This is a genomic window from Azospirillaceae bacterium (assembly GCA_028283825.1).
GTDB lineage: Bacteria > Pseudomonadota > Alphaproteobacteria > Azospirillales > Azospirillaceae > Nitrospirillum.
Window position 1 is genome coordinate 683,705 of sequence record JAPWJW010000001.1, and the last position, 13,962, is coordinate 697,666.

A 13,962-nucleotide genomic window follows, 5' to 3' on the forward strand; every position below is an offset into this window, starting at 1 on the left:
TCAATCGGCTTGGCCCTTCCGGGCGAAATACTCCGGCGCCAGCAGGCCCATGACCAGATTGTCGTGCCATAGGCCCAGCAGGGAATAGGCTTCGCGTTCCCGCCCCTCGACCTGGAAGCCGAGCTTTTCATAACAATGGATGCCACGGGCGTTGAACGCCAGGACGCGCAGGCCCACCCGGTGCAGGCCCAGCGGCCCGAAGGCATGGGCCAGGATCAGGCGCATGGCCCGCATGCCCAGGCCCCGGTCCAACGCGGCCGGGTCCAGCAGGCCGATGCCCAGGTTGCCGGTGCGCCGGCCCGGTGCCAGATCGTCGTTCACCCCCATCAGCCGCACCGATCCCAGCAGGCGGTCCGGCGACGTGGCCAGGGTGATGGCCCAGCAATGCGGTGATTTCCGCTGCTGTTCCATCCATTCGGCGGCGTCCTCCGCCGTGAAGGGCGGGTTGCCGCCGCTGCCGTCCCAACCCATCAGGCGATGGATTTCCGGATCGCGGCCCAGGGCCTCACGGGTGACCGCATCCTCGTCCCGCAAGGGGCGCAGCAGCACCACGCCGTCCTCCAGGTCTGGTACGATGATCGCCGTCCCGATCTCTTCCGTCATCGCCAAGTCCTACCCCGTTAGGCACCTGCCCTACCATCCCGGATGGGATGCGGCGGGGCAAGTGCGGATCAGGCGGCCGGGGCCAGCAGCCATAGCAGGAACAGCACCAGCGGCAGGTGGAACAGCAGTTGGGTGAAGCTGTAGCCCACGATGTCCTTGGCCTTCAGGCCCAGCACGCCCAGCAGGGGCAGCATCCAGAACGGGTTGATCAGGTTGGGCAGGGCCTCGGCCGCGTTGTAGACCTGCACCGCCCAGCCCATGTGAGCCTTCACGTCGATGGCGGCCTGCATGACGTAAGGCGCCTCGATGATCCACTTGCCGCCGCCCGACGGCACCAGGAAGCCCAGGATGGCGGAATAGATGCCGATCACCACCGGGAAGGTGCCGCCGTTGGCCAAGCTGACGAACAGGTGGGCGATGTGATGGGACACCGATTGCCCATCCGATCCCGTCACCTGGGTCAGCAGGGCGGCGATGGCGCCGTAGAAGGGGAACTGCACCAGCACGCCGGCGGTGCTGGGCACGGCCTTGGACACGGCGTTCAGGAAACCCCGGATGCGCCCGTGCAGCAGCAGGCCCAGCATGATGAAGAAGAAGTTATAGGTGTTGAGGTTGGAGATGACGCCCATGGCGGGCTTGGTCTGGAACTCATGCACCAGGAAGCCGGCGCCCAGCACCACGATGACCAGGGGCAGGATGGGCGTGATCTCCAGCCAGTCGCCCGGCCGGCCGGCCGTCTTGTCCGTACCGGTTTCCACCTCGCTGACGTCCACGCCCAGGTCGGCCGCCGTGCGGGCCAGCGCGTCGGTCGGGGCGGAATAATAGGCGATGGCAATGGAGGCCAGCAGGATGACCAGGCTCATCAGCATCGACTGCCACAGGAAGATGGTCTGGCTCAACGGGATGATTCCGGTGATGTCGGCCACCGCCTTGGGCAGGCTGGCGGGGTTGGCCTGCAGCATGGCGGCGGATGAGCTGAGGCCCAGGGCCCAGGTGGCGCCAAGGCCCAGATAGGCCGCGGCGCCGGCGGCGCGATAATCGACGCGGATATCCCGGCGCCGGGCCAGCGCCCGTACCAGCAGGGCGCCCAGCACCAGGCTGAGGGCGTAATTGAGGTATGAGGCCGCCATGCTGACGAAGGCGGTGAAGGCCACGGCCCCCCGCCCGCTGGCCGGCACGCGCGCCAGCCATTCGATCAGCCGCAGCACCGGCGGCGAACTGGCGACGACATAGCCGGTGATGACCACCATGGACATCTGGATGGTGAAGGGGATCAGCGACCAGAAGCCATCGCCGAATCCGGTGGCGATGGCACCCGCCGGCGCGCCCATGGCCAGGTCCGCCACCGCCACCACGATGACGCCCAGCACCACGAAGACGAAGGCGTCGGGGAACCACTTCTCAGCCCAGCGGGTGAAGGCCACGGCGCTGCGGGCCAGGAACCCGCTGTCACCGGCCGCGGCGGCGCTGTCCGTCATCTTATTGATTGCCATTGTCGTTTCCTCCGCGCGGCTTCCGGCGCCGCTTTATTAACCTTAGCGGCTGGCGTCGGAAAAACCATCGTGAAGGTGGCGTGACATGCCCCTGTCACAGGTGATGGTGGCCTGGCTCGGGTGGCTTGGTCTCTGATTAGACCAAACATGCCGGTGCTAGGCGCTGGCGTTCACGCGATGGAAGACACGTGTGCCGCAGATACGGTCATGGCCCGCCGTCTTCTGGGGCGTGAAAGCCACCATCAGGTAATTGACCAGTGCCAGGCAGCAGACCAGGAGCGCCACCGTCAGGTAAGCCAAGGGCGCGGTCTTGGCTTGGGATTGCACCAGGGCCATGGGCAGCGAAATCAGTTGCTGCACCAGGATGCGGGCAAAGGCCGTGGCCGGCGTTACCCGCCCGCCGTCAGGCTGGGCGACCACCAGGTCCATGATGTATTTGCCGGGCGTGGCCCGCAGGGCGCTGGCCACGAAGGCGGTGTGGTAAGCCAGATACAGCAGGCTGTTGACGATGGTGGCCGTGGTCACGATCGACGCGCCGGGTTCCGCCGACGGCAGGATCGGATATCCGAAGATGACCGCCAGGGCCAGGGACGCCACGAACAGGATCAGGCTATCGGTTATGGCGGCAACCGCCCGCCGCCCAAAACCGCCATAGGTCCATCCGGCCGGGACACCTTCAGGAATGGCCTCAGCGGGGGTGGTGGCATCTATGATGGTCATGGGGTGGTTCGGTCCGGCTTATAGCGCAGGGCGTTGAGAAGAAGACATCGCCGCCACATCGACTGTCATCGCCTAAAATGAGGCGAGGCCCGGGAAGGGCAGCGGCTTTGTCTGGATTATCTGACCCATTAAAATGCCGTTTACACTAAAACAAGTAGCCAGCGGAACTAATTTCCCCGGCAACCTAAATAAACAGCATCATGATTATTGTGTGATAACCACTACCACCATGCTCGCATTTTCGCAAGTGTGGCCATGATGACAGTTTGTGGAATCGTCTATACATACGCCGTTTACAAAGATCCGGCTTAGGGGCTGGCGGCCTTGCCGGATGCGTCCCCTTCGGCTGGTGGCGCCGGTTCCACGTCGCGGGGTCGGCGTTGTCCCCTGGTCTGGAAGACGGGGCCGCCGACGTAGCTGAAATAGATTTTGTGCTGGCTATGGGACACCAGTACGCGATGGGCCCGCAGGAAATCGATGCCCAGCAGCATTTCCGGTTCCCCTGGCACCCAGCCCTCGAACAGGTCGCCGAAACGCAGACGTACGTGTTTGATCTCTTCGTCCCCCAGGGCGAAGCTGTCGAAGGTGCCGATGTAGTCCTGCACCTGGTTGTCGCCGATGCCGCTGGAAAGCCCGCTTTGGCTGACGCCGGCGCTCTGCGAAGTGATGCCGGCGCGTTCGGCGGCGCTTTTCGTCACGACCGAATGGGTTGCCCCTGTATCCAGGACGGCCCGCACGTCGACACCGTTCAGTTTCACGGTCAGCCAGATCTTGGGGTCGCCCTGCATCGATCTGCCCATCTCCGCCTCGCCGTACCCGCCATCCCAGACGGCCAGGGGGGCGTTGTCGCAATTGCTGGCGCGATACAGCGTCAGGCGATTGTGGGCGATGTCGATGTCCAGGTCGAACCTGGACAGGAAATCCTCGCCGATCAGCTCCACGGTATCCGGCGATCCCAGGTCGTGGTCGGTGAAAACCACAAAGGGGATGTTCTGGGCCTGCCAGTCGCCCAGCGTCATCGATTCGATGTGCGTGACGTACAGGGGCACACGACCGCCAACCCCCTCCGCATGAACGTAGGGCACGAGGGCGCGGGTTAGTTTCAAGCGTTCAGCCGCAGGCTTGGTGATTTGTCCCATGAAGGCGCCCGTGTCCAACAGGAAGTGGACCTTTTCACCGTTGATGCTTGCGTCCAGCAGCGGTCGATTGCCGTCGAGGGTAAGGTCCAGATGGCCCAGCGCCGTCATCCGGCATTTGGGGGCCTCCTCCGCGTGCGCCGCCACCGCCGCCCCCAGCCCCACAATCATCAGCAGGCAGCCGGCGGCCTGCCGGACCCATTCGGCACTCAAGACCCCACACCCCATCCGATTTCCCCATCCACCCCGATATATCGTCCCTCCGCGAAGGGCACTCACGGCTTATGCTCATCTTCCGGCCGCGTTCCACGATCGTCCGCTGCCCCTTCTGTCGTCCCCTCCGGTGGCGCGGGCGTCGGGTCCTCGGTAACGCGGCGCAGGCGCGGGCCGGTGACCTGGAAGACGGGGCCGCCCAGATAGGTGAAATAGATTTTGCGCTGGCTGTGGGCCACCATCACGCGATGGGCCCGCAGGAAGTCCAGGCCCAGCAGCATCTCCGGCACGTTGTATCCCCGGTGCTCGAACAGGTCGCCGAAGCGCAAGCGCACATGCTTGATCTGTTCATCCCCCAATTCGAAACTGTCGAACACGCCGACGTAGTCCTGCACTTCGTTGTCGCCGATGCCTTGGGAACCGCCGCTGCGGGTCACGCCCGGACTGTCGGGCTTGATGCCGGCGCGCTCGGCCGCGCGCTGCGTCAGGACGGAGGTGTAGGCCCCGGTGTCCAGGATGGCATGCACGTCCTGCCCGTTCAGCTTCACGGTCAGCCAGATCTTGGGATTGCCCTGTTGCGACCGGCCGATGTCGGCATCGGCGTAATTGCCCTGCCACAGCACCAGGGGCGTGTCGTCATCGCAGTCCATCGCCTTCAGCAGCACCACGCTGTTGTGGGCGATGTCTATGTCCAGGTCGAACTGGGACAGGAAATTCTCACCCAGAATCCCGGCGATGTCGGGCGCGCCGATGTCATGGTTGCTGGAGACGGGCATGTCGATGTTCCGGGCTGTCCATTCACCCAGCTTCAGTTCCTTGACGCGGGCCACGTATAATTGGGCACGTCCCCCGACCCCTTCCACCGAGGCGAAGGGAACGGCGTGGCGGGTCAACTGCAACCGGTCCGTGGCAGGCTTGGTGATCAAGCTCAAGGCCGCGCCCGTGTCCATCAGCAGATAGACCTTCTGATCATTCACGGTGGCGTCCAGCAGCGGCATGTTGCCGTCCATCGTGAGGTTGAGCGTGCCCAGCTTTCCCAGTTTGCATTTGGCCGCTTCACCCGCCCGCCCGCCCCCCGCTGCCGTCAGTGCCAGGATCGTCAAAAGGGTCCCCACGGCCCGCCGGCCCCACGCGCGTCGATCAACCTTTGACTTCATGCCGCGCTCCCACTCTTTCCCACCCGGACTTTCGCCCAACGCGTGTGACATGAGCAGGACCTGCTCGGCAAGGGGCATCGGGCCGCAGGCCTGTACGGCGTCAATCCGCAAACCGGTCCAAACTGGCCGGCTCCAGCACCGTGATGCCGCCGTAACCCCGGCGCAGCAGGCCCGCCTTCTCCAGTCGCGCCAACGCGCGGTTGGTGGTCTGCCGGCTGAGCCCCAACATCCCGGCCAGATCCTCCTGGGACAGGGGCAGCAGACAAGGCCCCCCGCCCGCATCCTCCAGCCGGCATAGCAGGGCCAGCAGGCGGGCGGTGCGGCGGGGCGTGGGTTGGGCCAGCACCTCACCCAGATAGTGGGTTGCCTGGCGCAGGTGGCGGCTGAGGATGCCGGCGAAGTTGGCCCAGCGGCGGGGATCGGCCTCGACGATGGCGGCGAAAGCCTGGGCCGGCAGGTGCAGCACCAGGCTGTCGCCTTTGGCCACCGCCGTCTGGCTCCGGGGCAGGCCATCCACCATCGACACCTCGCCGAACCAATGGCCGGGCCCGGCGTGCAGGATCACCACCTCGCGCCCATCCTCCTGCACCGTGGCCAGGCGCATGCGCCCCGTCACCAGGGCATACAGCCCGTCCGGCGCGTCGCCGCCCCGGTAGACCGCCTGGCCGTCGGCGTAGCCGCGCAGGCGCCCGCGCGCCAGGATCTCGGCGCGCAGGTCGGCCGGCTGCTCCGCCAGCCATCCCCGACCTTCCAGCACCTGGGCGGCGGCGCGCTTGTCCATGAGCTATTTGGCCAGCAGGCGGCGGGCCGTTTCCAGGTCGGCACTTACCAGGATGGGGTTGGCCGGCACGGGACCGCGCCCTTCCAGGTAGTCCAGCGCGGTGGCGCCCTGGCTGTCCTTCAGGTGTGTGTCGGCGCCGGCGGCCAACAGGGCCTGGATGATCGGTAGCCCTGCATTGGCCGCCGCGTACATCAGCGCGGTGCGCTGGCCATGGGTGATGTTGTAGGTGGCGCACCCTTCGATGGCGCCGCTGTCCGGGATGGCGCTGTTATCCTCGATCTCCCCGGGTGCCAAGGTTTGCCTGTTTATGGCGGCGCCGGCCTTTAGCAACTGCTGGATGGCATCCAAACTGTTGAACTGGGCCGCCGTCATCAATGGCGTCTTGCCGATGGGGCTCACGCCATCCACCGGCGTGTGGGCGGCCAGCAGAGTGGCGATGGCCGATGGCCGCACCACCGCCAGCGACAGCAGTGGCTCACCCTTTACTTCCGCCGGCTCGCCTGCCGCCAGCATCTCGGCCAGCGACGGTTTGGCGTCGGCATCCATGATCGCCACGTTGATGGCGGGCGCGCCGCCATTGATGGTCCATCTGTAGTCCGACATCAGATTAACGTAGGCGGCTAGGTGCGCGTCCTTTTGGGATAGGCCGAAGGCGTGTTGATAGTAAGCTGCCAAGTCTTGAAGGGCGGCCAGGAACTGGCCCCGAACCCGCTGGAATTGCATTCGATTCCATACGCTCAAATAAGACCAACTCTCGAGTGGCACTGCCACTTGTGCCAACAGCCACTTCTCCTGCTGCTCCTCCGGTCGGGCTTGGATCTTTTTTAGTAAATATTGTGGCGTGAGTTGTATCTCCAGGGCGTTGGTATTGGTCGCTCGGGCAAAAATCCTGCCCATGTAACCCATGCCGGCACAGTGATCGAAATAACCGCCATCAAATGCCATCACCATTTTCCTAAACTGCCGGACGCTGTCAGGAAACCCGGGCTCATCACAAGAGGCGAAGGGTGAGTATCGCTGCTCAGCGCTGTACAGCTGTGTATCGATGCTTTCCATCAAGTCGGGATATCGTTTCAGCAGCTTGCAGGAGAGTTCGATATTGCTGCCGATAAGGGTGGCGAACGGAACCAGGCCGGCGACATCACCTTTGTAGTTTTCCGCTGCCGCGCGCAGGTACGAAAACGTTTCATCCTGTGCGATCTCCTCGGCGCTGTCGTGGAGCAGTTTGCGCACTTCGGCGTCATGGGCGCCGGGGTTGGCCGATGCCAGCCGCAGCACCATGGCCAGGCCGATTCTCCCTTGGGCGGTATCGTAAGTGCGCAGTATTCTTTCGGCATCCATCGGCGCGTCGCCCATGAGGGGGAAGGTGGTCGCGATGATCTGCCGATCGATGTAAATCGCTTGTCTTTCGTCGCGAATTTCCCGCGCCCATTGGTCCAACTCGGCGGTGCGCTCCTCATATTGCCTGGTCAGGCAGACGGCCGGGGTGTCTGCCCCCGATCCCAGGCAGATGACCGCCCGTTGATGCAGCCAGCTCCTCTGGCTGGCGACGAAACGGTCGTGTCGCGGGCCGCTGATGTCCAGCAGGTGCTGGTAAGTCTCGGCCAGTTTCCGGTCATGGGCTGCCAAGTCGGGGTCGGCGCAGATGCGCTTTTCAATCGGGCCGACCGCCTTGGCGCAGTCGAAGCTGGGGCCGGTGGCGTCCGCCGCCGCCCGTCCGGCGGCCGCGACGGACAGGGGCAACAGCAGTACGACGAGAACCCACAGGCGACGCATGGTTTCAAATCCCGGTTGTGGCTGATCATGGCTAACCCAGGCGCTTGCGGTTCACAACAGGGGTAATTGTCAAATATACGACATTCTTCGGTGTCGCGGGGGCGTAGGCTGATTCCATAAAAATCCCAGGGAGGACCCCATGTTCGACACCGCCCCCAGGCTGGCCCCCGCCGACCTGCCGCCCTTACGCGATCGCGTCTCGCCCGAGGAATGGCGCCTGCGTGTCGATCTGGCCGCCGCCTACCGCCTGGTGGCCCTGTTCGGCTGGGATGATCTGGTCTTCACCCACATTTCGGCCCGTGTGCCGGGGCCGGAGCACCACTTCCTCATCAACCCCTACGGCCTGCTGTTTGAAGAGATCACGGCCGGCAGCCTGGTGAAGATCGACATGGAAGGCAAGGTGGTGCTGGACACGGGCTTCCCTGTGAACCCGGCTGGTTTCACCATTCATTCCGCCGTGCACCAGGTGCGTGACGATGCCGGCTGTGTCCTGCACCTGCATACCGCCGATGGCACGGCGGTCTCCACCCTGGAGGAAGGGCTGTTGCCGCTGAACCAGACGGCGCAGCTGGTGATCGACGACCTGGCCTATCACGACTACGAAGGTGTCGCGTTCAACCACGACGAACGCCCACGCCTGCAGCATGACCTGGGGAACAAAAGCACCATGCTGCTACGCAACCACGGTACCCTGACCGTGGGCCGTACGGTGGCGGAGGCCTTCACCCGCATGTATTTCCTGGAACGGTCCTGCACCATGCAGGTGCGCACCCTCACCATGGGGCGGGCGCTGTACCCCGCCCCGCAGGATGCCATCGACCGCAACATCCAGATCAGCCGCATGGGCGTCTCACAAGCGGCCAACCTGCTGGTCTGGCCCGCCCTGCTACGCCGCCTGGCGCGGCAGATGCCGGGTTATGACGCCTGAGCTTGCGTGGATCGATGCGGCGTGCGCCACTTAGGAAAGCGGGGGCAAGCCAATGGTGCGCGCGGCGGTGTTGAGGGCGTTGTCGAGGGTCGCCAACGGCAAGCCCTCCCGTTGCGCCAGTTCCAGATATGCCGCGTCGTAAACGGTAAGCCGGTGCTGGCGCGCCAGGGTCAGCACGGCGGTTTCGTCCGGCGAGCGGTCCACAATCACGCCCAATCGTCCGAGCCGATGCAGGAAGTTCGTCGTATCCTCGGACGTAAGCCGTTGCCGGCGCTCGCTGACGATCAAGGTGTTGCGTACTTCGAACCACCAAAGACTGGGCGCGTACGCACGGTCGTTGCGAATTCGCTCAAGGGCGCTGGTGGCGAGGGGATGGTCTTCGTCCTTGAAGGCCCAGCACGCGGCAATGGATGCGTCGATCACGAAGGGCATCAGTATTTATGCCCTTCGTGACGGGCCGACAGCAATTCATCCAGGGAAATAGGGCCGGTCTTCCGCTGAAGATTGCGGATGCCTTCGATGGCATGATCGATTTCTTCCTGCCGCCCTTCCGTCTCAGGAATGATGCGGGCGATGGGGCGGCCATGCCGGGTGATGACGATGGTCTCGCCCCGTTCCACATCATCCAAAATCTGGGGCAGGTGGGTTTTGGCTTCCGACGATTGAACCTCGCGCATGATCTTTCCCTTTTCAACCGCCTGCGTTCCGACCAGTCAAATCGACCAGTTGGAATTTATAGGATAGGGGCGAAATATCAATGTCTCCTGTCAATACCCTTCGTCCACCCAGTGCTGGGTGGACTTCTTGGGACGCTTGTAGCCGTTGTCCGGCTGGCGCGGCGGCAGGGGCAGTTCCACCGGGCTCAGATCCTTGTAGGGGATCTGGTGCAGCAGGTGGGCGATGCAGTTCAGGCGCGCCTTCTTCTTGTTGTCGGCGTCCACGATGTACCAGGGGGCGGTGGCGTGGTCGGTGTGGGCCAGCATCACGTCTTTGGCCTTGGAATATTCCACCCAGCGGCCGCGCGATTCCAAATCCATGGGCGACAGCTTCCAGCGCTTCATGGGGTTGTGCATGCGTTCGGTGAAGCGCTTCTCCTGTTCCTCATCGCTGACGGAGAACCAGTACTTCAGCAGGATGATGCCGGATTTCACCAGCATCTCCTCAAATAGCGGGCAGGCGCGCAGGAACTCCTGGTACTCATCGTCGGTGCAGAAACCCATGACCTTTTCCACGCCGGCGCGGTTGTACCAGCTGCGGTCGAACAGGATCATTTCGCCCGGGCCGGGCAGGTGCTGGACATACCGCTGGAAATACCACTGGCCCTTTTCCCGTTCCGTCGGCGTGCCCAGGGCCACGACGCGGCAGATGCGGGGGTTCAGGCTTTCGGTGATGCGCTTGATGACACCGCCCTTGCCGGCGGCGTCGCGCCCCTCGAACAGCACCACGACCCGCAGGCCCTCGATGCGCACCCATTCCTGCAGCTTCAGCAGCTCGAACTGCAGGCGCGCCATTTCGTCGATGTACTTGTAGTGCTTGGGCGGCTTGCCGGGCTTGCCGGGGCCCAGGATGTTCCAGCGGTCCTCGATGCGCTTGTGCTCACGCGCGTTGCGCTTGATCTCGCCGGACAGGACCGGGGCCGGGCTGATGTCGGCCGCCTCTTCCGCCGTGGGCTGGCCGGGTTCGCCGCCGTTCGCCGGGGGCTTGGCGGCCAGGACCTTGGCGGCCGCCTTCGCGGACTTGCGATTCTGGTTCGCGTGATTGTCGGTCTTGCCGGCCATGGACCCATGCCTCCCAGGATAATTCCGTTACTGAACCATGAAGTGTGCGGGGCACACCATGGCGCCAATGGGGCCGTCCATCCTTGAGGCATGTCAATGGGCAGGTGCGTGCCATGACTTGCATAATGAAAGTTATTGCGACAGGATCGCGACGACAACCGATCAAAATAAGGGAGATGACGCGATGACCAACGGTGCGCTGGCCGGTGAGGCCGAACGGATGGAGGCCATGGCGCGGATGGACGGGCTGCACTTCATGCGCGCGCTGATGGCGGGCGACCTGCCGCCGCCGCCCATCGCCCACACCCTGGGGTTCGCGCCGGTGGAGGTGGACCGGGGCCTGGCGGTGTTCGCCGGCATTCCGCGCCATGCCTATTACAACCCCATCGGCTCCGTGCATGGCGGCTGGATCGCTACCCTGCTGGACACCTGCATGGCCTGCGCTATCCAGACCACGCTGACCGGCGGGCGCGGCTACACCACGCTGGAACTGAAGATCAACTACATCCGCCCGGTGACGGAGGCGACGGGCCCGGTGCGGGCCGAGGGCCGCATCATCCACGGCGGCAGCCGCACCGCCACCGCCGAGGGCCACCTGCTGGACGGCCAGGGTCGGCTGCTAGCCCACGGCACCACCACGTGCCTGGTGTTCGAACCCCGGGCGGTTCCGGGCGGAGTGTCCAAGGGCTGATGGTTCCACGGTGTTGGCGGGCAAGGAAGGCGTGCCCGCCGCCCGCCCTCGCAACTCCTCCACCAGGCGGCGGTGCAGGGTGCCGTCCAGCTTGTATCCCGCCATCAGGGCCAGGGTGGCGAGGAACAGACCGCAGGGCAGCAGCGACATCACCTGGCGCAGATGGCCCAAGGTCTCCGCCGACTGCACCGCGTTGGGCACGAAGCCGATGACGGACAGCAGCCAGCCCAGCAGGGCGCCGGCCAGGCCCAGGGCCACCTTTTGCGCCAGCGAGGCGACACCGAAGATCTTGGCCTCGTCCCGGCGGCCGAATCGCCATTCATTGTAGTCGACCAGGTCGGGCAGCATGGCCCAGAAGCCCACGGCGTGGACGGTGCAGCCCACGAACAGGGCGGCGATGACGGCGATGGCCACGGCGGGCCGGTTGGCGGGTACCGCCAGGAAGGCCAGCGAGGCCACGGCCGCCATGCCGGTGCCGGCCTGCCACGCGCGCTTCTTGCTGGTCCGCCGCGTCAGCCATACCCAGAAGGGCACGCTGGCGGCACTGGCGGCGGAGAAGGCCGGCATGGCATAGGCGGCCAGATCCATGTCGCCGACATCGTATTTGAAGAAATAGACCAGGTTGCGGAACTGCAAGGCACCCGCCACCTGGATCAGCCCGATGGACAGCAGCAGCCGCATCAGCGGGCCGGATTGCGCCAGCGTGCGCAGGAAACCGCCGACATCGCTGTCCAGCGTGCCGCTGGAGGCCGGCGCCAGGGGCGGCCATGCCTCCTCCTTCACCACGGCGGCGCACAGCCAGAACAGCGCCACCGACAGGCCGCCGATCATCAGGCCACCCAAGGCGTACCCCAGGCCGGATGGCCCGCCGGGCGTGGCATGGTCGATGCGCGCCGCCAGCGCCGGCAGCAGGAAGGATACGGCGATGCCCCCCATGAAGGCGCAGGTCATGCGATAGCCCGTCAGGCTGGACCTTTCCTCCGCATCCTGGGTGATGCGCGCCGACAGTGAGGCGTAGGGGATGGAGACGATGGTGTAGACGCCGCGCCAGGCCATGTGGCTGAGGATGGCGTAGGCGATCAGGCCCGTGGGCCCCAGGGCGGGGGCGGTGAAGCAGGCGGCCATGACCAGGCCCAGCGGCACCCCGCCCCACAGGATGAAGGGGCGGTAGCGGCCCAGCCGCGTGCTGGTGCGGTCGGCCCACACGCCCATCAGGGGATTGGCCAGGCCGTCGGCGATGGCGGCCACCATGAAGCCGATGCCCACCCACAGCGGCGGCACGCCCTGCACGTCGGTCTGGAAATAAGCCAGGAACAGGGTCATCGCCTGCCAGTGCAGGTTCAGCCCCAAATCGCCGATGGCGTAACCCAGCTTGGTCTTCATGGCGACGGGCGCTTGTCCGTATGCCATCTTCCCCCCGATTTTATTCTGGTGGGTTCCTTCTTGGGGAACCGCCCCCAGGAAACAACATCTGGTGGCCCCTGCGCCATAGTCGCTTTCGGCGAGGTGGATCGGCAGGATGGACGGGTGCGCGTTTTTACGTCATCGATGCGGCATTGCCGGGCACGGGTTCGCCAGGTGATTGTAAGGCCGCCGATTTGGCGGCCAATCTCTGTTGGGGGGAGTGTGCATTTATGGCGGGGCCTGACCGCAAGCCGACGATCATCGATGTGGCGCGCCTGGCGGGCGCCTCCATCAAGACGGTGTCGCGGGTCATCAACAAGGAACGCTACGTCAGCCCCGACATGCAGGAGCGCATCGAAAAGGCGGTGGCCGAACTGGGCTATCAGCCCAACATCCTGGCCCGTAGCCTGGCCAGCGAGCGCTCCAGCCTGATTGGCCATCTCTACGGCGACGCCGGCGGCCCCTACACCCTGGAAATCCAGGTGGGCCTGCTAAACCGTTGTCGCGCCCACGGCTATCACCTGATGATCGAGGAAATCGATTATCGCAGCGCCAACGTGGAACAGCGGGCCAGCGCCATCGTCAACCAGATGCGGCTGGACGGCGTGGTGCTGACGGCACCGGTGACCGACAACGCGACCGTGCTGCGCGTCCTGGAACAGGCGGGCGTGCCTTACGTGCGTGTGACCCCGCAGCAGGAATCGGAAACCTCCCCCTCCGTCCGCATCGATGAACGCCAGGCCGCCTATACCCTGACGCAGCATCTGCTGGCGCTGGGCCACCGGCGCATCGGTTTCATCAAGGGCAAGGCCAACCACACGGCGACCATCCTGCGCTACACCGGCTATTGCGACGCGCTGGCCGACGCCGGCTTGCCGCTGGACCCGGTGCTGGTGGAACAGGGGGAGTTCACCTTCATCTCCGCCGTGCCCTGCGCCCGCCGACTGCTGGACCGTCCCGACCGGCCCACCGCCATCTTCGCCAGCAACGACGAAATGGCCGCCGCCGTGGTGGCGGAGGCGCACAACCGCGGCTTCACCCTGCCCGACGCCCTGTCGGTGGTGGGCTTCGACGACACGCCGCTGGCGGAAATGATGTGGCCGCCGCTGACCACCGTGCGCCAGCCGGTGCGCGAAATGGCGGAGACGGCGGCCGACATCCTGATCGGCCTGCTGGGCCAGCGCGGCAAGGTCGACTGGCCCACGCCCGTGCCGCACCAGATGCTGGCCCACACCGTCCTGCTGCGCCAGTCGACGGCCCGGGCGCCGGCCAAAGTCTGAAG

14 protein-coding genes are annotated in these 13,962 nt (G+C 65.2%); 3 read left to right on the forward strand and 11 right to left on the reverse strand.

Annotated elements, in window-relative coordinates; genetic code table 11:
• The 7 genes from PW843_02610 to PW843_02640 form a co-directional block, all read right to left on the reverse strand.
• Entirely contained in the window at nt 1-603 is a 603-nt protein-coding gene (locus PW843_02610; protein ID MDE1145498.1) for a GNAT family protein, read from the reverse strand.
• 68 nt (nt 604-671) lie between these two features.
• Nucleotides 672-2,096 carry a TIGR00366 family protein gene (locus PW843_02615; protein ID MDE1145499.1) on the reverse strand — a complete coding sequence of 475 codons (1,425 nt, stop codon included), beginning with the start codon at nt 2,094-2,096 and terminating at the stop codon, nt 672-674.
• Nucleotides 2,097-2,252: 156 nt separating this feature from the next.
• Nucleotides 2,253-2,816: an RDD family protein gene (locus tag PW843_02620; protein ID MDE1145500.1), complete on the reverse strand. Its 564-nt coding sequence runs from the start codon at nt 2,814-2,816 to the stop codon at nt 2,253-2,255.
• A gap of 308 nt (nt 2,817-3,124) precedes the next feature.
• A complete protein-coding gene (locus PW843_02625) occupies nt 3,125-4,165 on the reverse strand; it encodes a retropepsin-like aspartic protease (GenBank protein MDE1145501.1) in 1,041 nt (346 codons plus the stop codon).
• 62 nt (nt 4,166-4,227) lie between these two features.
• The gene (locus tag PW843_02630) at nt 4,228-5,268 is read right to left on the reverse strand and encodes a retroviral-like aspartic protease family protein (GenBank protein MDE1145502.1); all 1,041 of its coding nucleotides are present in this window, start codon (nt 5,266-5,268) and stop codon (nt 4,228-4,230) included.
• 154 nt (nt 5,269-5,422) lie between these two features.
• A complete protein-coding gene (locus tag PW843_02635) occupies nt 5,423-6,103 on the reverse strand; it encodes a Crp/Fnr family transcriptional regulator (GenBank protein ID MDE1145503.1) in 681 nt (226 codons plus the stop codon).
• 3 nt (nt 6,104-6,106) lie between these two features.
• On the reverse strand, nt 6,107-7,879 hold the full coding sequence (locus PW843_02640) for an ankyrin repeat domain-containing protein (protein ID MDE1145504.1): 1,773 nt from the start codon (nt 7,877-7,879) through the stop codon (nt 6,107-6,109).
• Between the two features lie 139 nt (nt 7,880-8,018).
• On the opposite strand from PW843_02640, the gene PW843_02645 reads away from it, so the two are divergent.
• Nucleotides 8,019-8,807, forward strand: coding sequence for a class II aldolase/adducin family protein (locus tag PW843_02645; GenBank protein MDE1145505.1), 789 nt, complete (start codon nt 8,019-8,021; stop codon nt 8,805-8,807).
• A gap of 30 nt (nt 8,808-8,837) precedes the next feature.
• On the opposite strand, the gene PW843_02650 is transcribed toward PW843_02645, so the two are convergent.
• The 3 genes from PW843_02650 to ppk2 all read right to left on the reverse strand — a co-directional run bounded on the left by PW843_02650 (nt 8,838) and on the right by ppk2 (nt 10,585).
• On the reverse strand, nt 8,838-9,239 hold the full coding sequence (locus PW843_02650; protein ID MDE1145506.1) for a type II toxin-antitoxin system VapC family toxin: 402 nt from the start codon (nt 9,237-9,239) through the stop codon (nt 8,838-8,840).
• Nucleotides 9,239-9,484, reverse strand: coding sequence for a type II toxin-antitoxin system prevent-host-death family antitoxin (locus tag PW843_02655; GenBank protein ID MDE1145507.1), 246 nt, complete (start codon nt 9,482-9,484; stop codon nt 9,239-9,241). The genes PW843_02650 and PW843_02655 overlap by 1 nt, the downstream gene beginning before the upstream one ends.
• A 90-nt stretch (nt 9,485-9,574) precedes the next feature.
• Nucleotides 9,575-10,585 (reverse strand): polyphosphate kinase 2, encoded by a 1,011-nt coding sequence (gene ppk2, locus PW843_02660; GenBank protein ID MDE1145508.1) that lies wholly within the window; start codon nt 10,583-10,585, stop codon nt 9,575-9,577.
• A 184-nt stretch (nt 10,586-10,769) separates the two neighbouring features.
• Here ppk2 and PW843_02665 point away from each other — a divergent pair, with 184 nt between their 5' ends.
• Nucleotides 10,770-11,276: a PaaI family thioesterase gene (locus tag PW843_02665; GenBank protein MDE1145509.1), complete on the forward strand. Its 507-nt coding sequence runs from the start codon at nt 10,770-10,772 to the stop codon at nt 11,274-11,276.
• Here PW843_02665 and PW843_02670 read toward each other — a convergent pair.
• The gene (locus PW843_02670) at nt 11,205-12,686 is read right to left on the reverse strand and encodes a glycoside-pentoside-hexuronide (GPH):cation symporter (GenBank protein MDE1145510.1); all 1,482 of its coding nucleotides are present in this window, start codon (nt 12,684-12,686) and stop codon (nt 11,205-11,207) included. The two genes, PW843_02665 and PW843_02670, sit on opposite strands and share 72 nt — an antisense overlap.
• A gap of 224 nt (nt 12,687-12,910) precedes the next feature.
• Between PW843_02670 and PW843_02675 the strand changes: the two genes are divergently transcribed.
• On the forward strand, nt 12,911-13,960 hold the full coding sequence (locus PW843_02675; protein ID MDE1145511.1) for a LacI family DNA-binding transcriptional regulator: 1,050 nt from the start codon (nt 12,911-12,913) through the stop codon (nt 13,958-13,960).
• The last annotated feature ends 2 nt before the right edge of the window (nt 13,961-13,962 follow it).